Below are 25,267 nucleotides of genomic sequence, written 5' to 3'. Positions count from 1 at the left end.
CAACGCCCTGCTTAAACGCCTGGACAAGGCCATCGGCCTGGCTTGGTCAAATGACACGTTCGTCGACGAGGTCAACGAAGGTGTGAGCGACCTGCTTTAGCTCCTTCATCGATCCGGCGTCAAGAGGGGTATTGAGAGGACGCTTACGGGCCGTCGCCGCGCCGGCGGCTTTTTGCGCCCGGCTGCAGGGGCCGATGACCAGGGCAGGCTTGAAGTCTGGCGTATCCCGCCTTGATGGAGGGAACCCCTGGCCATGGCATCGGCCGCAGCAGGACCACCGCCGTTTTTTCTGTGGAATCGAAACAAAAAAGGGAAGTGCACCGTGAAACTCAGAACCAAGATGATTTCCGTGATGGCGCTGGTCTGCGCCTGTTTCACCTTGGCCATTGGTGTGGCGCTGGTGGGTATGCAGAACGCGAGAGGCCAGTTCGAGAACTTTCTCAAGCAGGTCCAGGCCTTGCTTCAAGCTGGGAGCAATCTGTATGCCCAGGGCTTGCAGATGGGGCAGGCCTTGCGCAACATCGTGCTCGACCCCACGAACAAGAAAGCCCAGGAAAATCTGGACGCTGCCAGCGACGAATTCAAAACCTCCTACCAGGCGGCGTTATCCCTTTCAAAAGGGGATGGGGACACCTTGAAAATCCTGCAGAAGATCGGCGATTTGCGTGACAAGCAGGCGCTGCTGCAGAAGGAAATTGCAGCGCTCGCCCAGAGCGATTCGAATGCTGCCAAGGGCCTGCTGAACACCGCAGAAACACCGACCTGGCGCGACATGCGCGGGCGTCTGCAGGAGTTCATCAAGGCAAAAAACGAGGCTGCCAAAAGCACTGAAGCAGAACTGCATCAATTCACGCAGCGGATGCTGCTGATCAGCGTGGTCATGGCGTGTATTGCCGTCCTGCTGGGTGTCGGGATCACCGTCTGGCTGACCCGCGACGTGATGAAGCAACTCGGTGGTGAGCCTGACTACGCGATGGGCATTGCCAGCAGCATCGCTGCCGGCGATCTGACGATTGATGTGCAGACCCGCGTCGGTGACGAGTCGAGCCTGCTGCATGCCATCAAGGGGATGCGCGACAGCCTGGCCAAGGTGGTTGGCGAAGTGCGCAGCGGCACCGACACGATAGCGACGGCTTCCAGCCAGATTGCCGCCGGCAACCACGACCTGTCGTCCCGTACCGAAGAGCAGGCCAGCTCCCTGGAAGAAACCGCAGCGTCGATGGAAGAGCTGACGTCCACCGTCAAACAGAATGCCGACAACGCCCGCCAGGCCAACCAGCTGGCCGTCTCGGCTTCCAGCGTGGCTCTTCGGGGTGGCAACTCGGTCGCCGAAGTCATGGGCACCATGAGCGCCATCAACGACTCGTCCCGCAAGATCGTCGACATCATCGGCGTGATCGACGGCATTGCTTTTCAGACCAACATCCTGGCCCTGAACGCCGCCGTCGAAGCCGCCCGAGCCGGGGAACAGGGAAGAGGTTTTGCGGTGGTGGCCGCCGAGGTGCGCAACCTGGCCCAGCGCAGTGCGACCGCGGCCAAGGAGATCAAGGGTTTGATTGACGACTCCGTCGGCAAGGTCGAACAAGGCAGCAAACAGGTGGCCGAGGCCGGCAAGACCATGGACGAGATTGTCGACAGCGTCAAACGCGTGACCGACATCATGGCCGAGATCACGGCGGCCAGCCAGGAGCAGACCGCCGGCATCGAGCAGATCAACCAGGCGATCACGCAGATGGACCAGGTGACGCAGCAAAACGCCGCATTGGTGGAAGAAGCCGCAGCGGCAGCGTCCTCGCTGCAGGAGCAGGCCAGCGGGCTCAGTCAGGTGGTCAGTGTGTTCAGGCTCAATCAGCAACAACACCCCGGACAGGGAGACTCAGCGCGGCCCGCCGCCCGCAGCCGTCCGCACGTGACACCCATGCAGCCGCCCCGGCCCAAACCGGCCGTGGCGGCCCCTGTGCAGCGGCAGTTGAGCCATGCAGGTGCCCTGGCGACCGCCCAAGGGAGTTGGGAAACGTTTTAAGAGCGTTGCAAGGCTGTTGGGTAACCGGCAGCGCCCCGGCCCGACAGGGCCGGCATGTCCTGCGCCGGAAGATCAGCTTTTTTTCTCGACCGGGTTGGCCGTCAGCCAGTTGGCCGGATAGGCCCGCATGAACTCCCTGGCCTTCTCGGGCCGGGCGCTGAGCCAGGCGTCGGCCGCGCCCTCGTTCAAGATCGCCACCATGCGTTTTTCGTTGCCGGGCTGCTGGTAGCGGCTCATCAGCGCGTGGCTGTTGGCGTTCACCGTGAGCAGGGTGTAGCTGACGATGACTTCGCCGTCGGCGCCCGTCCAGCTTTCCCACAGGCCCGCCACCCCCATGGGTTTGCCGTCCACGCGCGCTATGCGGGTGGGCACGGCCTTGCCGCTGCGCCAGTCGTCTTCCATGAAGGCCATCATCGGCACGATGCAGCGCTGCCCGGCGAGCCAGGCGTCGCGGAAGTTGTTGGAGGTGGTCACGGTTTCCGAGCGGGCGTTGACCAGCTTGGTCGAACGCAGCTTGGCGTCGGACGCCGACTTGACCCAGCGCGGCACCAGGCCGAACTGCCCGGCCACCAGTTCACGCACCAGCGCTTCACGCGCGGGCTTGTCAGCGCCTGCGGCTTCTTTGGTTTCTGTGACTTCTGCAGCCGCTGCAGCCTCTTCGATCGCAACGGGCTCCTGCGCCCCTGCGGCCTGGGCCGCCCGGATGAAGACACCCGGTTGGCGCGGCCACACCGCACGCCCCACGGGAACAGCGGGAGCGGCCACATGGAAGGCGTCGGGGTAAAGCGTGGCGGTGGGAAGGCTCTCGTAATAGGTACTCATGCGGTGATGCTATCGCAGTGCAGCCGGCGCACGCTACGGGACGGCCGCGCCCGCCCCGCAAGTCGCGTCCTTCGCCGACACACAAGGCCCGCTTCCACGCGTAATATGTTTCTGCGGCCTGTTGGTGCCATGTGGCGCCCGCTGCCGTTCAACTCATTCATCCATCCCTCCAGGAGATTGCCATGCCCCAGTTCGCCATGATTACCGGTGACGTGACTTACACACCGGGTGACGGTGCGCCGATCACGATTCCGAAGGTGCGCGTGGAAGTCGCGCTGTCGTTCGACAGCGCCACCCTGAGCTGGGAAGATGCCCCGGGCATCGTCGGCCTGACCGCCATTCCCATCACGCAGTTTGACGACTATGTGAAGGACGGCAAGATCACCTGGATACCCGAATAAACCAGCAGACAAACAAGCCAACCTGCCGCCCGCAACGTGCCCAACCGCCCTTCTCTCCCCGCTCCCGCGCTGTTTAACCGCCGCTGTGCCCTGCTCGCCGGCATGGGCCTGCTGGCCTGGCCGGCCGCGCGCCTTGGCGCCGCGCCAGCTTCGCCGTCGCCGCCGTCGTCCTCTGGCGTCTGGCCGCGACCGCTGGCCGTCCCCGGCGGTGTGGCCCGGCTCTCGCTGGGTCCGGCGGCGCTAAGGCCGGTGGCGCATTTGCCGCACGCCGACGGCGACATCCCCTTGCTGGTGGTGGGCGACGTGATCGAGTGGACGGCGCTGGTGGGCATACCGCTGGCGGCCACGCCCGGTGCGGCGAGCATTGCGGTGCAGTCGCCCGACGGCGCGCAGCGCCAGGTGGCCTACACGGTGGCGCCCAAGCGCTACAGCGAGCAGCAACTCAGGGTCTCGCCGCGCACGGTGGACCTGTCGCCGGAAGACCTGGCGCGTTACGAGCGCGAGCGCGCGCACCAGGCGGTGGTGATGGCCACCTTCAGCCAGCCACTGCCGCAGGCCCTGCGCATGCAGGTGCCCACGCCGGGGCGGCGCTCCAGCTCCTTCGGTTTGCGGCGCGTCTTCAACGGGCAGGCGCGCAGCCCGCACAGCGGCATGGACATCGCGGCCGGCACGGGCACACCGGTGCTGGCGCCGCTGCCGGGCCGGGTGATCGACATCGGCGATTACTTTTTCAACGGCAACACGGTCTGGCTGGACCACGGCGGCGGCCTGCTGAGCATGGTCTGCCACCTGAGCGCCATCGACGTGCAGCCGGGCGACGTGCTGAAAACCGGCGACCGTGTGGGCGCGGTGGGTGCCACCGGCCGCGTGACCGGGCCGCACCTGCACTGGGGCGTGATGCTGAACCGCACCATGGTGGACCCAGCGCTGTTTCTGGCCGCCTGAGGCCCGGCGGCGCCACCCCCCGTTCGCACTGAGCTTGTCGAAGGGTCGAGGGCGTCATCACCGCAAACCGGCTTCGACAGGCTCAGCCCGAACGGTTTAGAGAAAATTACAGGCCAAATGTGCCTCCAGCCCAATACCTTGCTTGCGCTGGCAGCTCCTGAAAGCGTAGCAAATTCGGCTCTCCGCACTGCTCGAGGCCCGGTTCTGGATGCCCGCCCCTAGCCCATTAGGTCGCAGTCACTAGGGAAAACCCGCATGATGGTGGCATTGTTGAACCACTTCCCCAAGGAACCCCCATGAGCGCCAAAAACCTGTCTACCGTTGCAGCCGACCTGATCGAGTCTTACGGCAACACCGCCAAAAACGTGATCGATGCCTACCGCGCCGGCGGCGAGCGTGTGGTCAGCGAGCTGGAGCAGCGCTGGAACCGCGCGCTGAAGCAGTCGCGCTCGGAGCTGAGCGCAGAAGTCGCCAAAAACGCCACGGCCGCCCAGCTGGCCTTCAGCGCGCTGTACAGCAAGGGCCTGACCCTGAGCTCCGACGGCGCCGAGCAGGTGGTCAGCCAGCTGGTGAAGCTGGCCGAAACCGGTGTCGAGCGCGCAGCCGCCAACGCCGCGCTGTTTGAAGAAAAAACCGGCGTCAGCACCCTGGCCACATTGGCCCAGGCCACCGCACCCGGCGCCCTGGCGCTGAGCAAGCTGGCCGCGCAGATCGAGCAGAAAACCGCCGACCTGGCCGGCAAGATCGCCGGCGACGACGCCACCACCGTCAAGCCCAAACGCAGCTCGGCCTTCAGCCAGCGGCGCGCTGCCAAAGCCGCCTGATACGCCTCTTTGAGAATGAAAAGTGGCTCCAGCCCTTGAGGGTCTTGCGCCACCAGCTACTAAAAATGTAGCGTTTGACGCCCGGGAAAGCAGCCGCCTTCCTGGGCGTCCATCGTTTCAGCCCTTCTCCATTGCCAGCTTGAAGCGGCCCAGCGCCTGATCCCACTGCTGCGCAATGACTTCCAGCGTGCGGCGCGCTTCGTCCAGCTGCTGTGGCTCAAACTGCCAGAGCCGTTCGCGGCCGATCTTCAGGTCTGTCACCAGCCCGGCATCGGCCAGCACCTGCAGATGCTTGGTGACCGCCTGGCGCGTCAGCGCGGTGTTGGCGGTGAGCTGCGCGATGGAAAACACGCCACCCACACACAGCGCGGCCACCAGCTGCAGGCGCGTCTTGTCGCCCAGGGCGAAGAAGACCGGCGCCATGTCGGCTCCGGGCGCTGCGGCCTTGTCAGCGCGCGGTTTGGCTGGTGACATGGCGGGCAATGTTGTCGAGCTGATGCGGCCAGCCGTTGCTGACGCCGCGGAAGGCTTCCATGCGGCGCGCCGGCGGCACCTTGTCAAAGCCGGTTTCGGTCACCGTCAGCAGCGTGCCGCCGGCTGCGTCCTTCAGGGTAAAGGTCACCAGCGTGCGTTCTTCTTTCGAATAGTCAACGCCTGCGTCAACCGCATGGGGATGCCAGCGGTAACTCATCAGGGTTTCGGGCTCGACGCGGTCGATCACCACGTCGAACACCACATGTTCATAACCCTGGATGGTGATGGGCCCCTGCACACGCTGTCCGGGCTCAAAACGTTTGCCGGTGAGTTTGGCGCCAAACCATTGGCCGTACTCCTCGGCGTTGGTTAGCGCGTGCCACACCTTGTTGCGCGGGGCCTTGATGTGGATGCTGCGTTCGATGCGGTCGGTGCTGGTTTCCGTGCTCATGAGAAATCTCCTGTCGGTGAATCCTTGCTGATGAATAAGCAACTATTTAGTTGCGCTTGTATTTTGCACTGGTTTTTCCAAACATGCAACCATTTGGCTGCACGATGCATTGCCGTAGCGGAAGCACCGCGCATGCCGATAATGCAACGATGAACACGCCGCCATCACTCCCGCGCGCCCAGGTGCTTCCCCAGGTTCTGGCCTTTGACGTTTTTGGCACGGTGGTGGACTGGCACAGCGGCATAACGCGCGAAGTGCAGGCCCTGCGGCCGGAGGTGGACGGCGCCGCATTTGCGCTGGCCTGGCGCGCCGGCTACCAGCCGGCCATGCGCCGTGTGATGGCGGGCGAGCTGGGCTGGACGCTGATCGACGACCTGCACCGGCTGATCCTCGACGGCATCCTCGGCGAGTTCGGCCTGGCCGATCTGAGCGAGGCGCAAAAGCAGCACCTGAACAAGGCCTGGCACCGGCTGGACCCGTGGCCCGATGTGGTGGCGGGCCTGACGCGGCTCAAATCGCGCTTCACGATCTGCACGCTGTCCAACGGCAACATCGGCCTGCTCACGAACATGGCCAAACGCGCGGGCCTGCCGTGGGACTGCATCCTGTCGGCCGAGGTCTTTCACGCGTACAAGCCCGACCCGGCCACCTACCTGGGCGTGGCCAAAGTGTTTGACCTGGCGCCCGCCGACGTGATGCTGGTGGCCGCCCACCAGGACGACCTGGCCGCCGCCCGCGCCTGCGGCCTGCAGACCGCCTACATCGAACGGCCGGCCGAGTTTGGCGCAGCGCAACCCAAGGACGTGTCGCCCGACCCCGCCAACACCTGGCACGCAAAAGATCTGCTGGCGCTGGCGGAGCAGCTGGGGTGCTGAGGCCGGAGGCACGGACGGTGAACCCCGCGTGGCAACATTCAGCGGCGAGAAAACCTGCTCTCACGGATAATTCTTTCCCATGAATCTTTCAATTCCCCTCTTCCCCTTGGGCTGGCAGCATTACCTGCTCGGCGGTCTGATCATTGGCCTGGGCACGTCGCTGCTGTTCGTGCTGACGGGCCGCATTGGCGGCATGAGCACCGTGTTCTCCAGCACCTGGTCTTACCTGCTGCGCCGGCCCTTTTTCCAGCAGGCGCGTTTTGTCGAGTCGCGCGGCTGGCGGCTGGTGTATGCGGCCGGCCTGATCCTCGGCGCGCTGGTGTGGTGGCTGGGCTTTGCCGGTGGCAAGCCGGAAGCCACGGCGGTGCCGGTGTGGCAGTTGCTGGTGGGCGGCTTCTTCGTGGGTTACGGCGCGCGGCTGGGCAACGGTTGCACCTCGGGCCACGGCATCTGCGGGCTGGGTTCGCTGCAACTGCCCTCCCTGATGGCGGTGCTGACTTTCATGGCCACCGCTTTCCTGACGGCCAACCTGGCTGCAAGGTGGCTGGCATGAGCGCCGCACGCGGCCTGGCCACGCTGGCGGCGGGCGCCCTGTTTGGCTTCGGCCTGTCGTACTCGACCATGATCCGGCCCGAGGTGGTGCTGAGCTTTCTGCGCTTTGAAGACTTCGGGCTCATGCTGGTGATGGGCGGCGCCGTCGTGGTGGTGGCGCTGGTTTACAAGCTGGCGCCCCGGCTGCTGGCCCGGCCGCTGCTGGGTGACCATTTCCACACCCACCCCAGCGCCTGGAACCGCGACACCGCGGTGGGCGCGGCGCTGTTCGGCGTGGGCTGGGGCCTGTGCGGCGTGTGCCCCGGCCCGGCCATTGCGGGCCTGGGCGCGGGCAACTGGGACCTGCTGTGGGCGCTGGTCGGCATCTCGCTGGGCGCGCTGGTGCAGGGGCTGCGGGCGAAGTGAAGGACAGCCCGGCCCGCCTGATTCTTTTCAACAAGCCTTATGGCGTGCTGAGCCAGTTCACGCCGGAAGGACGCTGGCGCGGGCTGAAAGACTTCATTGCGATCCCGGACGTGTACGTGGCTGGCCGGCTCGACGCCGACAGCGAAGGCCTGCTGCTGCTGACCGACAACGGCCGGCTGCAGGCCCGCATCAGCGACCCGCGCTTCAAGATGGAAAAAACCTACTGGGTGCAGGTTGAAGGGTTGCCCGACGAGGCCGCGATGCAGGCGCTGCGTGCAGGCGTGCAGCTCAAGGACGGCCTCACGCTGCCGGCCAAAGCCCGCCTCTTGGCGCCGCCGCCCGAGGTGTGGGAACGTGAGCCGCAGATACGCACACGGCAAGCCATTCCCACCGCCTGGATCGAGCTGGTGATTCGCGAGGGCCGCAACCGCCAGGTGCGGCGCATGACGGCGGCCACGGGTTTTCCAACGCTGCGCCTGATCCGCGCCGCGATCGGTCCCTACCGCCTGGACGGCATCGCGCCGGGAAGCTGGCGTGAACTGGAACATCAGGAAGTCGGCGGCACTTGACTCTGAAGCTGGTCAAAAATACCCATATTGGGTATCATCGAACCCAATATGGGTACGAAACAAGCTCCACTCCTTCCTGCAAAAAGTCTGGCCGACGCCCTGTTTCCCAAGGTCCGCCAACGTGTGCTGGCCGTCCTGTTCGGCAATCCGGCTCGCAGTTTTTACGCCAACGAGGTGATCGCACTGGCGCAGTCCGGCACCGGGGCCGTTCAGCGTGAGCTGGCCGCACTGACGGAGGCTGGCTTGCTGATCTTCAACAAGCAGGGCAACCAGAAGCACTACCAAGCCAATGCGGCTGCCCCGGTCTTCGATGAGTTGCGCGGCCTGGTGCTCAAGACCATGGGAATGGCCGACGTGCTGCGCGTGGCTCTGGCCCCGCTGGCCGCGCAGATTGAAGGCGCCTTCATCTATGGATCGGTGGCCAAACAGCAGGATACCGCCCAGAGTGATATCGACGTGATGATCGTGAGCGCCAGCCTTGCTTATGCCGATGTGTTCGGCGCGCTGGAAAGCGCCACCCACCGACTGGGCCGCAAGGTCAACCCCACGCTCTACACCCCGGCGGATATCGCCAGACGCATCGCCGGGGACAATGCATTTCTCACGCGGGTCATGAAGCAGCCCAAAATATGGCTGATGGGAAACGAGGAAACACTCCATGTCCGAGCCGCTTGACAACTTGTGCGGCCCTGGCAAGCAACTGCAAGCCGAGGCGACCGATGCGCAGGAGCTCGCTGGCCTGGTACGTAGTGGCATGGCACGACTGAACGACGCACGCAACACCTCCCTCGCGCTGGAAAGCCGCTTTGACCTGGCTTACAACGCTGCACACTCATTGAGTCTGGCCGCGCTGCGCCGGCTGGGCTACCGCGCGAGCAACCGCTACATCGTGTTCCAGGTATTGCCGCATACGCTGGGACTCGGGCCCGAGGTGTGGCGCGTGCTGGACAAATGCCACAACATGCGCAACCGGGGTGAATACGAAGGCCTGCTGGATGTGGATGAGCGGCTGGTGGCAGACCTGATCGTGGCCACACAAGCCGTCGGTGAGGCGTTGCCAGCATGAGCACTTCCTGGTACGACCGCCACATCCTGCCGCGCGCGCTGGACTTTGCCTGTGGCCTGCCTATGCTGGGCCGCCAGCGCCAGTTGGTGGTGCCGCTGGCGCGCGGCCGCGTGCTCGAGGTGGGCGTAGGCACGGGACTGAACATGCCTTATTACGACAAGGCCCGCGTCAGCCGCATCATCGCGCTGGACCCGGCGCTGGAGCTGCACCCGCTGGCGCGCGAGCGCATCGCGCAGGCTGGGCTGGACGTGGAACTGCTGGCCCTGTCGGCCGAAAAAATTCCCTTGCCCGACGCGAGTGTGGACACGGTGCTGATGACCTACACCCTGTGCACGATTCCCGACCCGCTCGCCGCGCTGAAGGAAATGCGCCGCGTGCTCGCGCCCGGCGGCCGGCTGCTGTATTGCGAACATGGCCGCGCGCCCGATGCCTCGGTGCGGCGCTGGCAGGAGCGGCTGCAGCCGCTGTGGGGAAAGGTGGCCGGCGGCTGCCATCTGGGTCGCGACATCCCGGCGCTGCTGCAGGAGGCCGGCTTTGTGCTGCCTGACCTGCACACACGTTACCTGCCCGGGCCGCGGCCCTTCACCTTCCACTACTGGGGTGAAGCCCTGCCGGCCTGAACACGGCCTGAAGTGTTTACTCGGTGTCGCCCATCACGAGGTAACGCTTGACCAGGTCGAAGAAGCGGTCGTAAAACGCGTCGGAGGTGATGGTTTCGCTGCTGACCTTGACCAGCGAGTCGTTGCTGGCACTGAAGGGCAGCGAGACCGACCCGATCGCCCCCACTCCGAGGCTGGCCGAGTTGTTGCTTTTCTTCAGGGCATAGGTGTCCTGCAGGGCCGTGACAAAACCGAGGCTGACCTTGCCGTCGATACTTTCCGGCGCGCACACCACACGAATGGCGATTTGCAGGTGGGCCTCGGGCTCGGGCTGGAAACTTTTCTGGGCATCCACCAGGTCTTTTCTGGCGGTGTTGATGAGGTAACCCTGGCTCAGCAGCGCGCGCCGCGAGGCCTCACAGGTTTGCGCGGGCGTGGCGTCGAACAGGCGCGAGTAGGTAGCGGTGGAAGCGAACTGCTCCTGCAGGGGGAACTGCTTGAGGGGGGCCGCGCAGCCTGCCAGCAAGGCGGCAAGTGCGCACAGGCCCAGCCGGCCCGCCGGTGAAAATCGCTCGCAAAACAGGTTCAAATCAGGGTACTCCTTGGCATCAGCTGTCTGGGGAGAGCGCCGTACTGCACCGCCCCGGCAAAGCGGTGCGAGCCTGCACACACAACGCGGCGTCATCCATTCAAATCAGCGTACCACAGCCACCGGCGATGCATGGCCCGCCGGGGTGCCACGCCGCCGCGCAGGTGATGTAAAAACTGCAAACCGCCGGGCCGCCGCAGGTGGCCCGGCACCGGCCCGGCCTCAGGCCAGCACGTGTTGGGCCACGGCGGTGTAGAACGGAATGCCGAGCAGGATGTTGATTGGAAAGGTCAGGCCCAGCGACATGCCGATGTACAACGAAGGACGCGCTTCCGGAATCGCATGGCGGACCACCGCCGGCACGGCGATGTAGGACGCACTGGCGGCCAGCACCATCAGGAGCGCCGTGTTTCCGGCCGAGATGCCGAGCACGACGCCCATCAGCAGCGCCAGCCCCGCGTGGACTGGCGGCGCAGCCACCGCATAAGCCAGCAACCAGGCGGGCTTGCCGCGCAATTCACCCATGTTGCGTGCGGCGAGCAGCCCCATGTCCAGGAGGAAGAAGGCCAGCATGCCCTTGAACAGGTCGCCGGTGAACGGCTGCATCGCGGCCTCTCCCTGCGTGCCGCTCAGCAGGCCGATCACCATCGCGCCGAGCAGCAGCAATTGCGAGCCGTCGGTCAGCGACTCGTGCAGCAGCCGGCCGGTGCTGCCCGGCGACGGGACCTCCCCCCCTGCTGCAGCGAGGCTGGCACGCTGGCGCACCCGGTTGGCCAGCAACACCGCCATCACGATGGCCGGCGATTCCATCAGTGCCATGGCCGCGGCCATGTGGCCGCCGAAGGCGATGCCCTGGGTTTCGAGATGCTGCACCGCCGTGATGAAGGTTACCGCACTGACCGAACCATAAGTGGCCGCGATGGCGGCCGCGTCGTAGCCGCTCACGAAGCGGCGCAGCAGCGCGTACCCCGCGAGCGGCACCAGCACCGCCAGAAACAGCGCGCAGCCCAGCGTCACCGCGACTTCGGGCGTCAGGCCCGAACGCGCCAGTGCAAACCCACCCTTGAGCCCGAGCGCCATCAGCAGGTACAGCGAGAGGAAGCGCGAAATCTGCGCCGGGATTTCGAGGTTGGACTTCACTGCGCCGGCAAACAGCCCGAACACGAAGAACAGGATGGCCGGATCCAGAAAACCCTGCATCACGCGCCCGCTCTCGTGCCCGCTTTGGCCGCGGCGGTCATGGCTTGTCGAGGGCCAGCGGCTTGCCCCTTGTTTTCCAGAGCGAGACGATCACGCCGCCGGCGATCAGGCCGAAGGTCACACTAAGTGAGACCACCGGCGGGATCTTGCCGATGATGCCGACCAGAAAGATCTTGCTGCCAACGAACACCAGCACCAGCGCCAGGGCGTACTTGAGGTAGGTGAAGCGATGAATCATGGCGGCCAGCGCGAAGTACAGCGCACGCAGTCCGAGGATGGCAAAGATGTTGCTGGTGTAGACGATGAAGGGGTCGTCGGTGATGGCAAAAATCGCCGGCACCGAGTCCACGGCAAACACCAGATCGACCAGTTCGACCATGCACAGCGCGAGAAACAGCGGCGTGGCCCAGCGCACCGGCTGGCCGGTGGCCGGGTCTGGCTCCTGCACGAAGAAGGCATTACCGCGCACCTCGGGCGTGACACGCAGGTGCCTGCGCAGGAATTTCAGGACCGGGTTATTGGCGATGTCGGGCATGTGGTCAGCCACCAGCCACATCTTGATGCCGGTCACCACGAGGAAGGCGCCGAACAGGTAGAGGATCCAGCTGAACTGGCTGACCAGCGCCGCACCGACACCGATCATGATGGCGCGCAGCACGATCACGCCCATGATTCCCCAGAAAAGCACGCGGTGCTGGTACTGACGCGGAATCGCCAGATAACTGAAGATCAGAGCGATCACAAAGACGTTGTCCATGGAAAGCGATTTTTCGATCAGGAAGCCGGTGAAATACTCGGTGCCGCTCTGTGCGCCGAGGAACCACCAGACCCAGGCGCCGAACAGCAAGGCCATGCTGATGTAACCGGCCGAGAGGAACAGGCTTTCGCGCACGCCGATTTCCCGGTCGTCCTTGTGGAGCACACCCAGGTCCAGCGCCAGCAGCGTGACCACGATGCCGGCAAACAGCAGCCAGACCCAGGCGGCCTTGCCAAGGATCGGCAGGTGCATGAGTTGAATCAGGGTTTCCAAAATAGGTGCTCCAGAAAATGAAGGTTGTTGTGCCGCGCGGCCCGCCACCCGAAAGATGGGCGCGACTCTTCAGCGCTGCCGGACAGCCGGCAGCGAAACAGATGGGCGGTGGAATTAAAGGGCTGGGGTGAGCCCGGGCTCAGTCGAAAATTTCGCTGAGCCAGGACTTCTGCCGGCGCGGGTAGCCGCGCTTGCCGTGCCGGTAGTCGGAATCCACAAAGTCGGGTTGGACCTGATGGACCGGTTGCACGACAGGCCGGGTGGCCGGCGCTGCGACGGAAAGGTCCAGCAGCTTGTCGAGCTCACCGCGGTCCAGCCAGACACCCCGGCACTGGGGACAATAGTCAATCTCGACGCCCTGGCGTTCGGACATCAGCAGGGTTGCATCGGGGCAGACGGGGCATTTCATGGGGTGTTCCTTTCGGGGGTTTTCAGAGGGCAGCGCTCAGCGCTGGTGCGTGATGGCACGCGGGCGGGTACGGGTGCGGGCGGGCTGCAGCTTGCGCAGCAACGCCCGCACAGCGCGCGACAGGGCGCTTTGCAGGGCCGAGCCCCAGTCGCGGGTGATCGAGGTGACCACCACCGTGCCGGCGCCTTCGGCAGTCAGCTCGACCTGGCAGCGTTTGTCGATGCCGTCCCGGGCGCCCTGCACGTCCGACATCTGCACCCTGGCGCGCGGCGCGAGCCAGTCGAGGGGGCGTGTGGCCTGGCGCACCCGCCGCATTGCCAACCCGCGCAGACGCTCCAGCCAGGGTTCGCGTGATTCAAAAATGATTTGCATGTTGGACTCCTTCGCTCTGGAAAGTCCTCACGATAACGTGACACGAACTTCTTTAAAAGCAGATAATTGTGAATAAATACTTCTGAAAAACAGAACCATGAGCAAAGACTTCAGCTACCGCCACCTCTACTATTTCTGGGTGGTGGCCAAGGAAGGCGGCATGACCCGCGCCGCCGACCGTCTGGGCATGGCGGTGCAGACCGTCAGCACGCAGGTACGCGAACTGGAACGCTCGCTGGGCTACGCCCTGCTCAAACCCGAGGGCCGCGGCGTGGCGCTCACGCCGGCAGGCGCCGCGGCCATGCGCCAGGCCGAGCAGATTTTCCAGCTCGGCGAGCAGCTGCCGACCGCGGTGCGCGAGGCAGCCAGCACCCCGACGGTGCGGCTGGCTGTCGGCATCTCCGACGGCCTGCCCAAGCTGGCGGTGCGGCGCCTTCTGCAGCCGGTCATGCATGAGCCCAGGCTCCGGCTGCTTTGCCACGAAGACGAGTTCGAGGACCTGCTCGGTGACTTGGCGCTGCACCGGCTCGATGTGATCCTGGCGGACCGGCCCGCGCCGCCCAACCCCAACGTCAAGCTCTACAGCCATCCGCTCGCGTCATCGCCACTGGCCTGGTATGCGCCGCCTTCCTTGTACGCCTCGGCGCGCAAGGGTTTCCCGCAGTCGCTGGCCCGGGTACCGGTGTTGCTGCCCACCGGCCACAGCGCGGTGCGCGCCCCCCTCGACCAGTGGTTCGAGCGGCTGGACATCACCCCCCACATCGCCGGCGAGTTTGAAGACAGCGCGCTGCTCAAGACCTTTGGCGCGGCCGGGATGGGCGTCTTTCCGGCGGCCGAGCTGATGCAGGAGGAAATGACCGGGCGATACCAGGTCCGGCGGGTGGGTCCTTGCGAAGGTGTGGAAGAACACTTCTATGCCCTCGCCGCGCACAAGAAGCTGCTGCACCCGCTGGTGCAAAAGCTGCTGGCGGCCGCCCGCCCGCGGCACGCCTGAAGCGGCAAGCGGGCCCCGGCGGGACTGGCGGCGCGCGGCGCAGTTGGCTAGAATTCCCCGATGTGGGGGGGGTAGCTCAGCTGGGAGAGCGCTGCGTTCGCAATGCAGAGGTCGGGAGTTCGATCCTCCTCCTCTCCACCACTTTTCTTTCACTCTGTCTGGTTCGATGCACCCCCTGTCATTTCCGGCCGCCACCGCGCGGCGCCAGTTGCTGCTTGGCGGCCTTGTCAGCACCCTGCTGTTGGCCACCGGCTGCTCCAGGTCGGCCAAACCCACAGCCCGGACACTGCCGAAGGACGCCACGCTGCTGTGCCTCGGTGACTCGCTGACCTTCGGGTATGGCGCGCCGGCGGGCACCGCCTACCCGCCCGTGCTTGAGCAGCTGACGGGCCACGTGGCGCAGAACGCCGGTGTCAATGGCGACACGGCCGAAGGGGCGCTGGCGCGGCTGCCGGCGCTGCTGCAGGCCAACACGCCGGGCCTGGTGCTGGTATCGATTGGCGGCAACGACTTTTTGCGCAGGCTGCCGCCGGAGCGCACGCGGGCCGCGCTCACGTCCATCGTGCAGACGGCCGCGGCAAGCGCGCAGGTGGTGCTGATTGCGCAGCCCGAACCGGCGCTGATGGCGCTGGCCACCGGCGCGTTGAAAGACCACGGGCTATATGCGGAAGTTTCCGGCGCCACCGGTGTGCCGCTGTTTGCTGGCGGCTGGTCGCATGTGCTGTCACGGCCCGAGCTGCGCTCGGACCAGATTCACGCCAATGCCGAGGGCTACAAGGTGTTTGCCGAACGCCTCGCCGCCTGGCTGCGCGAACAGAAATACGTGGCCTGAGCTCCCGGTCAAATGCACCGGCCTTGAATTTGCTCCGTTTTTGATAGCACTTAGCGCTCGCCACTGTTGGGCTGGCAATCATTTTGATCATCAAACAAAAAAGCCAGGCAGTGCCTGGCTTTTTTTTGGGGGCGCCGTGAACGCCCGGACCTGCCTTAACCGCGGCCGTTGCGCATCATGCGCTCGACCTCGTCGCGCAGCGCGGTCAGCTCATTGCGCAGTTGCCGGCGCTCCTGCTGGGTCACGACGCCGTCGGCCTTGAAGGCTTGCTCGTGTCGCTCGATGGCGCGCTCACGCTTCTGCAGCCTGCGCGCTTCGCGCTGGGTGATGCGGCCGGAACGTACACCCTCGTCGATGCGCTGGCTGATTTTGTACTCCAGCCTGTCGATGCCGTTGGTGTTGCTGCCAGCGACGGGTGGCGCGTTGTAGACGTTGTTGGCCATCATGCGTTCGACATCGGCGCTCAGGGCGCCCAGGTCGGCGCGCAACTGCTGGCGTTCCTGCGGGTTGGCACTGCCGTTGGCCTTGTAACGCATTTCGCGGGCTTCAATCTCGCGGTCACGCTGGTACAGCGCCTGCGCCTCGGAAGGCGTGATGTGGCCGGACACCAGGCCCTGCTGGATGCGTGCGCTGATCGCCTGCTGCGATTGGTCAATGCCGGGGGTGTTGTTGTTGCCTTGTGCCATCGCCGGGGCCATGCCCAGACCGGCGAACAGGGCGGATGCCAACAAGGAAGCGGTCAACAGTTTCGATTTCATGGGGTTCTCCTGCGATGCGGATGAATAACCAGCAGCCCGGTGGGCAGCTTGCGGTGGCTGGAAGGGTTTCCAGGGTCGGCAAGCGGCGGTGGGAGCTGCTCCTGAATCGCCGCTTTTTAAAGGCTTGTGTGCGATTCAGTGAGGCCATTGTTGGCCTGGCTTTGTGAACGCCGTGTAAGGAAAACGGAGATTTACCGGGTATTTACCGCGCGACTGCAGTGGTATCCAGATGCGCATGCTCCCGGCGTTGCGTTGCGTTGCGTTGCATTGCGCTGCGGCCCGGCGGTTTTGTGTGCAGCGCCAACCACTTGCCCGGCTCCCTTCGTCAGTGCCTGGTCAATGCACCATGTCCCCGGGCCGGGCCGCTGCCTCAGGTGGCGTGTTTGCCCGCCGTCCAGCCCTGGGCGCCCAGGGCCTGCGTGGCCACGGCTGCGGGGCTGGCTTCAAGCGGTGTGGCCATGGTGTCGTTCCAGCGATTCAAAAAAGCAAACATCGCCACCACGCCGAGGATTTCGGTGATTTCGCTGTCGCTCCAGTGCTGCTGCAGCCGTGCAAACTGTTCGTCGGTCACGGCGTTGGGCTGGCTGGCCGCGGCCAGCGCAAAGTCCAGGGCCAGGCGCTCACGCTCGCTGTAATGCGGGCTGCTGGCATAGGTCCAGACATCGGCGAGCTTGGCTTCACTGATGCCGAAGTTTTTGGCGCCCAGCAGGGTGTGAGCCTGGCAATACAGGCAGCCCGCCACCTTGCTCACCACATGGCCGATCAGCCGCCGAAAGCCCAGGTCCACCTCGCCTTCGGGGTCCATCACCGCACCGTTGAGCTGCGCCAGCGCCTGCACGAGTTTGGGCTTGCGCTGCATGGTCAGCACGCTGTTGGGCGTGAACCCCAGCGTGGTCAGGAAGAAGTCGAAATGCGGTTTGAGCGCCGGCGTGGTGTCGGGCGGCAGGGGTGCAAGGCGTGGCATGGCAGGGCGTCCGGTGATGGCGTTTACTGGATGGTTAACGGGCTTCGGTGCCCGGCGCCACGGCCGCGTCGAACACGCCGCTGAGCAGCTCGGGCAGGCGCTCGATGCCCATCTTGAAGCCGCAGGCCTGCGCGTGGCCGCCACCGCCCATGCTTTCGGCCAGCGCGATGCAATCGAAGCCGCGTTGCGAACGCAGCCCGGCCTTGACCACGCCGCCCGGGGCCACCGTCCACATCAGCGCAAAGGTGCCGCTTTGTTTGGAAAGCAGGTCGCCCACCAGGCTGTGAAACACGCCGGGTGCGTTGACCATCAGGCCATGGTGGCCGTTGAAAATGACTGGCTGCGCGTTCTCGGCGATGCCGGCCGCGAGCTTGCTGAATTTTTCGTCCATGGCCTGGCCGCGCGCCATGAAGGCCGCCACCTGTTCGGGGCTGAACGCGGCAATCGCCGCCCAACGTGCAAAGTCGTGGGGCTCCATGTCGAGCGCCGCCAGAAAAGCCGGGCTCTCGGGGTGGCGCCAGACCCAGATGTCGCGGTCCTCGATGTAACGCACCAGGTCGGGCAAGGACGCGGCGGGATGAAAAAACTCCCAGGCCAGGCGGGCGCCGCATTTGTCCATGTCGAAGTGCACCACGCCACAGCGGCAGGCAAACCCGGTGAGTTTTTCCGCGGCGCTTTTGTGGTGGTCCAGCATCACGAGTTTGGCGGCGCGTTCGTCGATGGCGCGCAGGATGTCGGCGGGAAAGGAAAAGTCGAGGATGTACACCGCGCGCCCGGCCAGCGCCGGCAGGTCATCAACCGAGCGGGTGTCGCCGTGGTCCAGCCCCACCAGTTCGGCCCGGCCTTCGTAATACAACCAGGCGGCCAGGGCCGCGGCAAAACCGTCCGGACAGCCACGGCCGTGGTAAAGAATCAGGGGCTGCGGGTCGTTTCTGTCAGGCGCAACCAGCAGTTGCAGGGGAAGAATGGTTTTCATGGCCTCCGATTGTCGCCCGGCGGCGGCACCGGCGTTTCCCGGAGTTCAGTCGCGGCGCGTTGCTTCGGTGGGCGGACGCCGGCTGGCGGCCTCTTCGACACTTTCCATGCCGTCGCGCGGCCGGTCGGTGTGCGACACCCAGAGGCCGTCGGCCACATAACCAGGGCCTTTCATGATCATCACGACCACGCAACCAAAAGCCACCGTGACCACCATGGACCAATGGAAAAGGATGGCGCCCAGCACCATGTAACCCACCATCTGCTCCCAACGCGCCTGCGCGGCACCGGCGGCGGGATCATTGAACAGGTACACCAGCCCCAGGACCAGCAGGGGCAGCAGCGTGCCCACCGCGGCAATCAGCGGCAGCTTGCGCCACAGCGTCCATTCCAGGCCGCTGGCGGCGCGCCGGGAGTTGGGGAGTTTTTTCAACCAGTTCATCGTGGGCACGGCATTCCATGAAAAGCCTGTCGCAGAATAGTCAGTATTCCACGGCAAAAGCCGCCCGGCCATGACATGGATCAGGGGCCAGGCACGATGGGAAGCAAATACGCCTTTTGTTTTTACCCCGGCTTGTCACGTCCTGCAGAAGCGCCCCGTTTATCCCTGTTGAAGGCGTGGAAGCCTGCCGCCCGGCGCCGGGGCGGGAACCAATCTGCGCCCGCCGGCTCCATCGTGCAAGCATTTGCGCGCATGGCCGCAAAACGCTCACAACGATCGAGGAAGCCCATGCTCAGAACACTCAAAGACCTGTTTGACACTTTCACCGCGCCCGCCCGGGCGCAATCCCCCGCCGAGCGCGACCATGCGCTGCAACTGGGCACCGCCGTGCTGCTGGTGGAAGTCATGCGTGCCGACCCCACCATCACCGCCGCCGAAAGGGCGACCGTGCTGGACACGCTGCGCGGAAAATTTTCGCTCGCCGACGACGAGCTGGCCCGGCTGCTGGAGCTGGCCGAAGACACGGCCAGTTCCAGCCACGACTACCACCGTTTCACTTCCGCCATGAACGAGCACTTCACGCAGGCGCAGAAGATCCACATGGTGGAGACCATGTGGCAGGTGGCGTATTCAGACGCCGACCTCGACGCGCACGAAAACCACCTGATCAGCAAGATTGCCGGCCTGCTGCATGTCACGCATGGTGAATACATAGGCGCCAAGATGCGCGCCAAGGAAGCCGCCGGCCATGCCTGAGCGGGCGTCTGGCATCTGAAACTGCTCTGCTATTGATAGCTTCTCACGTCCGTCCCAAAAGGGCTACAGGCACTTTTTGCTCATTTTTTTTCAACCGGTGACTTCGACAAGATCGGGGACACCCGCCATTTTGAAGCGGCGCAGTCCTGGACCAGGTGAACTTCCCCTCAGTCTGCGATCAGCGTTTCGATGATGGAAAACAGCTCCGCGGTCTTGATGGGCTTGGCCAGGTAGTCGTCCATGCCCGCCTCCAGGCAACGCTCGCGGTCACCGCGCATGGCGTTGGCCGTCATGGCCACGATGGGCGTGCGCAGGCGCTCCTGTTTGCGTTCGAGCAGGCGAATCGCCTTGGTCGCCTCAATACCGTCCAGGTCGGGCATCTGGATATCCATCAGGATGACGCAAAAGCGGTGCATCAGGAATTTTTCCACGGCTTCCCGCCCTGTGCCCGCCAGCGTCACGCGGTAGCCGCCACGTTGCAGCAGCGTCATCACCAGGGTCTGGTTGATCAGGTTGTCTTCCACCACCAGCACGGGCAGTTCCTCTTTCGTCCCCGGCGGAAGGGTCGCCGAAAAAACCGGCAAGGCGTCCGGTGCCCGCAGAGGCGCCACATCCTCGCTGAAGGCCATGGTGAAATGAAAACTGCTTCCGGATCCGGGCTTGCTGTCCACCCACAACTCGCCCTGCATCAAGCCGACAAGACGGCGCGAGATCGTCAGCCCCAGGCCTGAACCGCCAAACCTGCGCGTGGTCGACGTATCTTCCTGGCTGAAGGCCTGGAAAATATGCTGCTGCTTTTCAGGGGAAATGCCGATGCCGGTGTCGGTCACGGTGAAGTGCAGCATGGCGCCGCCAGATTCGCCGGGCGCCAGCGTGCAGTGCACGCTCACCTCGCCGCGGTCGGTGAACTTGACGGCATTGCCCATCAGGTTCAGCAGGATCTGCCGAAGGCGAACCTGTTCGCCCACAATCCGCCGGGGCACACCCGGCGCCATGGTACTGCTCAAACTCAGCCCTTTTTCCTGAGCCCTCACGGAAAGCGACTGAACCGCTTCGTCCATCAGCCGGTGCAGGTCGAACGGGATCAGCTCCATGGTGAGCATGCCTGCCTCGATTTTCGAGAGGTCCAGAATGTCGTCGATGATGGTCAGCAAGGCATCTGCCGAAGTCTTCACAATGCCGAGAAACTGCCTCTGCTGCACTGTCAACTCGGTTTTGAGCACCAGGCCGGTCATGCCCAGAATGCCGTTCATGGGGGTGCGGATCTCGTGGCTCATGTTGGCGAGAAATTCGCTTTTGGCCCGGTTGGCTGACTGTGCTGCCGCGACGGCTTCCTGCAGTTCGTCGCGCCGCGCTTCGCGCTCCTGCACCAGGTCGGCGATCGTGCGGGACAACACGGCGATATCGTCGCTGCCGGCGAACCCGTCCGACGCCACATGCGGCAGCAGTTCGGCCAGGGCGCTGCGCAGCGAGCACAGCGCCGCCTCGCGGTTCTCCAGCTCTCTTCTCAGGCTGTTGGCGGTCTGGTCGAGAACCTCGAACGTGGGGCGAAATTCCAGCGGCAGACTCTGCAGCAGCAACGGCCGCATCGCGGGATCGCCATGGTCTGAAAAATCCGCCTTGAAGGTGTTCACGCGCTCCAGCGAACCCAGCCAGTGGCGCAGCGGAAACCAGATCAGCAGCAGCCCGCCGGCAACACCGGCCAACGCAAGCCCCAGAGTGGCCAGCATCAGTTGCCACAAGCCTGCAGCCACCTGGTCCACCGCAAACCCCAGACGCAGCACGCCATAGTCACGCCCGCCCAGGGAAAGGGTCCGGCTGACGTCATGCAGGTTAGCTGCCGCCGCCTCGAGCAGCCATGCGGGGGGAGACAGGGGTGGCGGCTGGGCGTGGTGGCGTTCGATGACCCCGCCTGCTAGATCGATGAACGAGGCGGACGAAAACTGCGATTGCAGGACAGCCTTGTCCAGAATGCGTTTGATGGTGTGATGGTCCCCGATCACGGCGCTGTCGGAAATGGTCTGCACGGCCACCTCGACCAGCATGGTCGCCGAGTCATGGGCGTTCTCAACGGCGACGGAGAACTGGTAATGGTAGAAGAGCCACAGGCCGCTGCAGACAAACAGCAGCCATGTCACCGTGTAGAGGAGGTAGACGCGCGCAACCAGCGATTGCGGAAGGAATCGGGCCAGCGCGATCATGGGTGGCCGCCCGGTGAAGACCGACCGGGACCGGCTCGCTGGACGGTAGAAACAGACCGGATGACCGGATTCCAGCAGGCTGCGGTCAGATGGATGTCGTACGGCTTCACCGGGAAGAAGACATCGAAGGCATCCACTGGTTTTTCGGCATGCGCGAGGGCGCAGCCAGACAGTACGGCCACACAGGCCACAAGGTGACGAAACACGGAGCGCCTTCAAAGCCAAGGTAGCTAAAAAGTTTAACTACCGGCGGGCCGCCCCGGTTGGCCGAAGTGCGGCCAGAACGCCCTTGACTTCGACCGATCGCCGCTCAGGCGCTCAAGGGTTCAACCCACGGGTTGCATCAGCTCCCAGAGCCGCGCCGGTGAGATCGGCATCTGCAGCGCCTTGGCCTGGGCAGCCATGCCGCGGCGGGCCAGTGCGTCGGCCACGGCGTTGACCACGGTGGGGCCGGCGCCAATGGTGCCGAGCTCACCCACCCCCTTGACGCCCAGCGGGTTGTTCAGGCAGGGCGTGGACTCGTCCATCTCGGTCCTGAAGTCGGGCGCGGTGTCGGCGCGCGGCGCAGCGTAATCCATCAAGCTGCCGGTCACCGGCTGGCCGGTCTCGCGGTCGTAGACCATGTGCTCGCACAGCGCCTGGCCGATGCCCTGCACCGCACCACCGTCGAGCTGGCCGCGCACGATCATCGGGTTGACGACACGGCCCACGTCGTTGACCGAGGCGTAGGCCACCACCGCCACCTGGCCGGTCTGCGGGTCGACCTCGACCTCGCTGATGTGGCAGCCGTTGGGCCAGGTGGGCCCGGCCACCTTGGTGGTGGAGTCCACAAAAATCTGCCGGTCGCCCTGCCGCGCAGCCAGATCGAACAGGCCGATGCGCAGGTCGGTGCCGGCGACGGTGAAGTCGCCACCCGCGTAAACCACGTCCTCCGCGGCGGCCTCAAACTCCTTGGCCGCAAGCTGTTTGCCCAGTGCAATCGCCTTGTCGGCACCGGCGCGCACCGCCGAGCCGCCGGTGAACAGCGACCGTGAACCGGCGCTGCCAAACCCATTGCCGCGGTCGGTGTCGCCCATCACGACGCGCACCTGGTCGGCGGGCACGCCAAAGGCATCGACCACCAGCTGGGTCAGTGTGGTGGCAATGCCCTGCCCCATGGCGTTGACGGCGGTGAAGACCTCGATCATGCCGTCGGCCTGCACCGCCACCGTCACGGTTTCTTCCAGCGCGTTGCCGCCGGTCCACTCGAGGAAGGTGGCAATGCCGAGCCCGCGCACCAGGCCGCGCGAGGCCGACTGCGCCGCCCGCGCATCAAACCCTTTCCAGTCGGCCAGCACCAGCGCCTGGTCCATGACCGACTCGAACTTGCCGGTGTCATAGACCTGGCCCATGGGGTTTTTGTAGGGCATCTGCGCGGGCTGGATGAAGTTGCGCCGGCGCAGCTCAATGCGGTCGATGCCGGTCTGGCGCGCAGCCTCGTCCATCAGCCGCTCCATCGTGAAGATGGCCTCGGGCCGGCCCGCGCCGCGGTAGGCGCTGGTGGGCGCGGTGTTGGTCAGCACGGCACTGAAATGAAAGTCAACCGTCTGGATGTCGTAGACGCTGGTCTGCACCCAGGGGCCGATCAGCAACTGGATGGCCACGCCCGCGCCGGTGGCATAGGCCCCCACATTGGCCAGCGAGGCCAGGCGCAGGGCGAGGATCTTCCCGTTCGCGTCGAGCGCCAGTTCGGCATGGCTGGCCACGTCGCGGCCATGGTAGGCGGAGATGAACTCCTCGCTGCGCTCGGCCACCCACTTGACCGGCCGCTGCAGCGCGCGCGCGCAATAGGCGGCGGCAATGTCCTCGGGATAAACGCCGGTCTTCATGCCGAAGCCGCCGCCCACATCGCCGACCACCACCCGCACCTGCTCGGGCGCGATGCCCAGCGCGTCACACACCGAGTTGCGCACACCGGTGGGCATCTGCGTGCTCATGCGTATCGTCAGGCGCTGCGAGGCCTTGTCGAACGCGGCCAGCACCGAGCGCGGCTCCAGGCTCAGCGCATGCAGGCGCTGGTTGACGATGTCCAGCGCCACCACATGGCGGGCTTTGGCAAAGGCGGCTGCGGTGGCTTCCACGCTGCCGTAACGCGTCTCGCAGGCGATGTTGTCCGGCGCTTCCGGCACCAGGGCCGGGGCGCCGGGGGCGGTGGCGTCTTTCATGTCCACCACCATGGGCAGCTCGTCGTAGTCCACCAGCACCGCTTCGGCCGCGTCGCGGGCCTGCTGCAGGGTCTGCGCCACCACGGCGGCGACCGCCTCGCCGACGAAACGCACCCGTTCATGGGCCAGCACACGGCGCACCGGCGACACGCCGGGCGAACCATCGGCCCGTGGAAAGCCGCTGGAGCCGGGAATCGGCTTGACGCCGGCGGCCACCAGGTCGGCGCCGGTCACGATTTTCAGCACGCCCGGCATGGCCAGCGCAGCGGCGCTGTCCACCGCCACGATGCGCGCGTGCGGGTACGGCGAACGCACAAAAAACAGGGCCACCTGCTCCGGCAGGGTCACGTCATCGGTGAACTGGCCGGTGCCGGCCAGCAGGGCGTCGTCTTCGAGGCGGCGCACGGCCTGGCCGCTGCCAAAACGGGTCGGTTGGATGTCTGCTGCGGGCGTGGTGGACACAAGTGGCTCCTGGATGTGGCGAATAGGACCCACGCGCACGCTGGGGCGCAGGCCGGAAAACGGGTAGCAGCCACTATAAGTCCATTGCCGCAATACGTCCGGCGCGAGGCTGGCAAGCCCCCTGGCACAACCTGCCCCCGCATTTGGCCGACAATCAGGCCATGCCCCTACCTCCACCCCCCATCCGCAGGCACAGCAACAAGGCTAACAACGAGCTTTTGGTCAAGGGACTCCTGTGCGTCCTGATCGGCCTGGCCGTGCTGGTGTCGCCTTATTTCATCACCTCGCCGGGCATGCAGGGCATCGTGGCCAATTCTTCACTGGTGGGCTGGTTTGCACTGGTGCTGGGCCTCGGCTTGATCGGCGTGTATGCGCGCCGGCGCCTCGCCGGCAGGACCGGGCCGTCGGGCCCACTGTAGTTTCACCGTCGCTCTTCCCGTCGCAGTAGCTACTTTTTTTGTAGCATCAAGCGCAAGATCCGTATGGGCTGGCGCCTGCATCGGCATGCAGCAAAGGCATCGGACCGGCTGGAACAGCGATCCATCCACGGCCCTGGCACTTGAAGCGCACTGTCCTACAGCGGTGCAGTGCAATACCTTGCGCACCGCCTTCGGTCGCCGGGGCAGACTGGCTACGTGACACCCGCGAACCTTGCCGCCGGAATCCTCCTGGGACCCGGCCCCTCCTCCACCACCCAACGCCCCGCGGCGTTGAAGGCCTATATCGTGGAGGACAACGCGGTCATCCGGGACAACCTGGTTGAAACGTTGACCGAACTGGCGGGCGTGCAGACGGTGGGCTATGCAGAGACCGAGCAAAGCGCCTGCACCTGGCTGGCCCAGCACCCGCGCGACTGGCAACTGCTGGTGGTGGATCTTTTCCTGCAACAGGGCAGCGGGCTGGGCGTGCTCAAGGGCTGCCGGCAGCGCTCGCTTCAACAGCGCGTGGTGGTGTTGTCCAACTACGCCACGGAGGACATCCGCCGGCGCTGCCTGGCGGGCGGTGCAGATGCGGTGTTCGACAAGTCCACCGAACTCGACCAGTTCCTGGCCTACTGCACGCGCCCGCACTGA

At 65.2% G+C, this 25,267-nt stretch carries 30 protein-coding genes and 1 tRNA gene; 17 read left to right on the top strand and 14 right to left on the bottom strand.

Annotated features, from left to right (window positions below):
• Positions 1 to 322: 322 nt before the first annotated feature.
• Positions 323 to 2,023 carry a methyl-accepting chemotaxis protein gene (locus tag AAG813_RS06150; protein ID WP_341912909.1) on the top strand — a complete coding sequence of 567 codons (1,701 nt, stop codon included), beginning with the start codon at positions 323 to 325 and terminating at the stop codon, positions 2,021 to 2,023.
• A 72-nt stretch (positions 2,024 to 2,095) separates the two neighbouring features.
• On the opposite strand, the gene AAG813_RS06145 is transcribed toward AAG813_RS06150, so the two are convergent.
• Entirely contained in the window at positions 2,096 to 2,845 is a 750-nt protein-coding gene (locus AAG813_RS06145) for an SOS response-associated peptidase family protein (RefSeq protein WP_341912907.1), read from the bottom strand.
• 182 nt (positions 2,846 to 3,027) lie between these two features.
• Here AAG813_RS06145 and AAG813_RS06140 point away from each other — a divergent pair, with 182 nt between their 5' ends.
• From AAG813_RS06140 to AAG813_RS06130, 3 genes are all read left to right on the top strand, one after another.
• Positions 3,028 to 3,246, top strand: coding sequence for a hypothetical protein (locus AAG813_RS06140; RefSeq protein WP_341912905.1), 219 nt, complete (start codon positions 3,028 to 3,030; stop codon positions 3,244 to 3,246).
• A 36-nt stretch (positions 3,247 to 3,282) separates the two neighbouring features.
• Complete coding sequence (locus AAG813_RS06135; protein ID WP_341912904.1) at positions 3,283 to 4,191, top strand: peptidoglycan DD-metalloendopeptidase family protein; 909 nt, start codon at positions 3,283 to 3,285, stop codon at positions 4,189 to 4,191.
• 296 nt (positions 4,192 to 4,487) lie between these two features.
• Positions 4,488 to 5,015, top strand: coding sequence for a hypothetical protein (locus AAG813_RS06130; protein WP_341912902.1), 528 nt, complete (start codon positions 4,488 to 4,490; stop codon positions 5,013 to 5,015).
• A 117-nt stretch (positions 5,016 to 5,132) separates the two neighbouring features.
• On the opposite strand, the gene AAG813_RS06125 is transcribed toward AAG813_RS06130, so the two are convergent.
• Together AAG813_RS06125 and AAG813_RS06120 are read right to left on the bottom strand one after the other, a co-directional pair.
• Positions 5,133 to 5,489, bottom strand: a complete 357-nt coding sequence (locus tag AAG813_RS06125) for a helix-turn-helix transcriptional regulator (protein WP_341912900.1) — start codon at positions 5,487 to 5,489, stop codon at positions 5,133 to 5,135.
• The gene (locus tag AAG813_RS06120) at positions 5,464 to 5,940 is read right to left on the bottom strand and encodes an SRPBCC family protein (protein ID WP_341912897.1); all 477 of its coding nucleotides are present in this window, start codon (positions 5,938 to 5,940) and stop codon (positions 5,464 to 5,466) included. Before AAG813_RS06120 ends, AAG813_RS06125 begins: the two co-directional genes overlap by 26 nt.
• 149 nt (positions 5,941 to 6,089) lie before the next feature.
• Here AAG813_RS06120 and AAG813_RS06115 point away from each other — a divergent pair, with 149 nt between their 5' ends.
• The 7 genes from AAG813_RS06115 (at position 6,090) to AAG813_RS06085 (ending at position 10,027) form a co-directional block, all read left to right on the top strand.
• On the top strand, positions 6,090 to 6,815 hold the full coding sequence (locus AAG813_RS06115) for a haloacid dehalogenase type II (protein WP_341912896.1): 726 nt from the start codon (positions 6,090 to 6,092) through the stop codon (positions 6,813 to 6,815).
• A gap of 79 nt (positions 6,816 to 6,894) precedes the next feature.
• Entirely contained in the window at positions 6,895 to 7,368 is a 474-nt protein-coding gene (locus AAG813_RS06110; RefSeq protein WP_341912893.1) for a YeeE/YedE thiosulfate transporter family protein, read from the top strand.
• Positions 7,365 to 7,772, top strand: coding sequence for a DUF6691 family protein (locus tag AAG813_RS06105; RefSeq protein ID WP_341912891.1), 408 nt, complete (start codon positions 7,365 to 7,367; stop codon positions 7,770 to 7,772). Before AAG813_RS06110 ends, AAG813_RS06105 begins: the two co-directional genes overlap by 4 nt.
• Complete coding sequence (locus tag AAG813_RS06100) at positions 7,769 to 8,341, top strand: pseudouridine synthase (protein WP_341912889.1); 573 nt, start codon at positions 7,769 to 7,771, stop codon at positions 8,339 to 8,341. The genes AAG813_RS06105 and AAG813_RS06100 overlap by 4 nt, the downstream gene beginning before the upstream one ends.
• 27 nt (positions 8,342 to 8,368) lie before the next feature.
• On the top strand, positions 8,369 to 9,016 hold the full coding sequence (locus AAG813_RS06095) for a transcriptional regulator (protein WP_341912887.1): 648 nt from the start codon (positions 8,369 to 8,371) through the stop codon (positions 9,014 to 9,016).
• Positions 9,000 to 9,407 carry a hypothetical protein gene (locus AAG813_RS06090; protein ID WP_341912884.1) on the top strand — a complete coding sequence of 136 codons (408 nt, stop codon included), beginning with the start codon at positions 9,000 to 9,002 and terminating at the stop codon, positions 9,405 to 9,407. Before AAG813_RS06095 ends, AAG813_RS06090 begins: the two co-directional genes overlap by 17 nt.
• Positions 9,404 to 10,027, top strand: a complete 624-nt coding sequence (locus AAG813_RS06085) for a class I SAM-dependent methyltransferase (RefSeq protein WP_341912882.1) — start codon at positions 9,404 to 9,406, stop codon at positions 10,025 to 10,027. The genes AAG813_RS06090 and AAG813_RS06085 overlap by 4 nt, the downstream gene beginning before the upstream one ends.
• A 16-nt stretch (positions 10,028 to 10,043) precedes the next feature.
• Here the strand turns inward: AAG813_RS06085 and AAG813_RS06080 are convergent, their stop codons facing one another.
• The 5 genes from AAG813_RS06080 to AAG813_RS06060 form a co-directional block, all read right to left on the bottom strand.
• The gene (locus AAG813_RS06080; protein WP_341912925.1) at positions 10,044 to 10,589 is read right to left on the bottom strand and encodes a DUF2242 domain-containing protein; all 546 of its coding nucleotides are present in this window, start codon (positions 10,587 to 10,589) and stop codon (positions 10,044 to 10,046) included.
• Positions 10,590 to 10,817: 228 nt separating this feature from the next.
• Entirely contained in the window at positions 10,818 to 11,795 is a 978-nt protein-coding gene (locus AAG813_RS06075; RefSeq protein WP_341912881.1) for a sodium-dependent bicarbonate transport family permease, read from the bottom strand.
• A gap of 37 nt (positions 11,796 to 11,832) precedes the next feature.
• Positions 11,833 to 12,804 (bottom strand): TerC family protein, encoded by a 972-nt coding sequence (locus tag AAG813_RS06070; RefSeq protein ID WP_341912923.1) that lies wholly within the window; start codon positions 12,802 to 12,804, stop codon positions 11,833 to 11,835.
• A 160-nt stretch (positions 12,805 to 12,964) separates the two neighbouring features.
• On the bottom strand, positions 12,965 to 13,234 hold the full coding sequence (locus AAG813_RS06065; RefSeq protein ID WP_341912879.1) for a zf-TFIIB domain-containing protein: 270 nt from the start codon (positions 13,232 to 13,234) through the stop codon (positions 12,965 to 12,967).
• Positions 13,235 to 13,270: 36 nt separating this feature from the next.
• Positions 13,271 to 13,606 (bottom strand): HPF/RaiA family ribosome-associated protein, encoded by a 336-nt coding sequence (locus AAG813_RS06060; RefSeq protein ID WP_341912877.1) that lies wholly within the window; start codon positions 13,604 to 13,606, stop codon positions 13,271 to 13,273.
• A gap of 97 nt (positions 13,607 to 13,703) precedes the next feature.
• On the opposite strand from AAG813_RS06060, the gene AAG813_RS06055 reads away from it, so the two are divergent.
• The 3 genes from AAG813_RS06055 (at position 13,704) to AAG813_RS06045 (ending at position 15,432) form a co-directional block, all read left to right on the top strand.
• Positions 13,704 to 14,600 carry a LysR family transcriptional regulator gene (locus AAG813_RS06055; protein WP_341912875.1) on the top strand — a complete coding sequence of 299 codons (897 nt, stop codon included), beginning with the start codon at positions 13,704 to 13,706 and terminating at the stop codon, positions 14,598 to 14,600.
• A 65-nt stretch (positions 14,601 to 14,665) separates the two neighbouring features.
• Positions 14,666 to 14,741 (top strand) — tRNA-Ala (locus AAG813_RS06050).
• 25 nt (positions 14,742 to 14,766) lie between these two features.
• Positions 14,767 to 15,432: a GDSL-type esterase/lipase family protein gene (locus AAG813_RS06045; RefSeq protein ID WP_341912873.1), complete on the top strand. Its 666-nt coding sequence runs from the start codon at positions 14,767 to 14,769 to the stop codon at positions 15,430 to 15,432.
• Between the two features lie 155 nt (positions 15,433 to 15,587).
• Here AAG813_RS06045 and AAG813_RS06040 read toward each other — a convergent pair whose 3' ends face one another.
• From AAG813_RS06040 to AAG813_RS06025, 4 genes are all read right to left on the bottom strand, one after another.
• Positions 15,588 to 16,190, bottom strand: a complete 603-nt coding sequence (locus tag AAG813_RS06040; RefSeq protein ID WP_341912871.1) for a hypothetical protein — start codon at positions 16,188 to 16,190, stop codon at positions 15,588 to 15,590.
• Between the two features lie 370 nt (positions 16,191 to 16,560).
• The gene (locus AAG813_RS06035) at positions 16,561 to 17,154 is read right to left on the bottom strand and encodes a carboxymuconolactone decarboxylase family protein (protein WP_341912869.1); all 594 of its coding nucleotides are present in this window, start codon (positions 17,152 to 17,154) and stop codon (positions 16,561 to 16,563) included.
• 34 nt (positions 17,155 to 17,188) lie between these two features.
• Positions 17,189 to 18,130 carry a DHHA1 domain-containing protein gene (locus tag AAG813_RS06030; protein WP_341912867.1) on the bottom strand — a complete coding sequence of 314 codons (942 nt, stop codon included), beginning with the start codon at positions 18,128 to 18,130 and terminating at the stop codon, positions 17,189 to 17,191.
• Positions 18,131 to 18,175: 45 nt separating this feature from the next.
• Complete coding sequence (locus AAG813_RS06025; RefSeq protein ID WP_341912865.1) at positions 18,176 to 18,571, bottom strand: hypothetical protein; 396 nt, start codon at positions 18,569 to 18,571, stop codon at positions 18,176 to 18,178.
• Between the two features lie 288 nt (positions 18,572 to 18,859).
• On the opposite strand from AAG813_RS06025, the gene AAG813_RS06020 reads away from it, so the two are divergent.
• Entirely contained in the window at positions 18,860 to 19,327 is a 468-nt protein-coding gene (locus AAG813_RS06020) for a TerB family tellurite resistance protein (protein WP_341912863.1), read from the top strand.
• Between the two features lie 167 nt (positions 19,328 to 19,494).
• Here AAG813_RS06020 and AAG813_RS06015 read toward each other — a convergent pair whose 3' ends face one another.
• On the bottom strand, positions 19,495 to 21,528 hold the full coding sequence (locus AAG813_RS06015) for an ATP-binding protein (RefSeq protein ID WP_341912861.1): 2,034 nt from the start codon (positions 21,526 to 21,528) through the stop codon (positions 19,495 to 19,497).
• A 326-nt stretch (positions 21,529 to 21,854) separates the two neighbouring features.
• The gene (locus tag AAG813_RS06010; protein WP_341912859.1) at positions 21,855 to 24,194 is read right to left on the bottom strand and encodes a xanthine dehydrogenase family protein molybdopterin-binding subunit; all 2,340 of its coding nucleotides are present in this window, start codon (positions 24,192 to 24,194) and stop codon (positions 21,855 to 21,857) included.
• A gap of 218 nt (positions 24,195 to 24,412) precedes the next feature.
• On the opposite strand from AAG813_RS06010, the gene AAG813_RS06005 reads away from it, so the two are divergent.
• Positions 24,413 to 24,613: a hypothetical protein gene (locus AAG813_RS06005; RefSeq protein WP_341912857.1), complete on the top strand. Its 201-nt coding sequence runs from the start codon at positions 24,413 to 24,415 to the stop codon at positions 24,611 to 24,613.
• A 291-nt stretch (positions 24,614 to 24,904) separates the two neighbouring features.
• On the top strand, positions 24,905 to 25,267 hold the full coding sequence (locus AAG813_RS06000; protein WP_341912855.1) for a response regulator: 363 nt from the start codon (positions 24,905 to 24,907) through the stop codon (positions 25,265 to 25,267).

Origin of the sequence: Polaromonas sp. YR568, from assembly GCF_943371715.1 — a bacterium.
In the GTDB taxonomy this organism is placed as follows: domain Bacteria; phylum Pseudomonadota; class Gammaproteobacteria; order Burkholderiales; family Burkholderiaceae_C; genus Polaromonas.
This window is presented reverse-complemented; position numbering and strand designations above follow the sequence as displayed.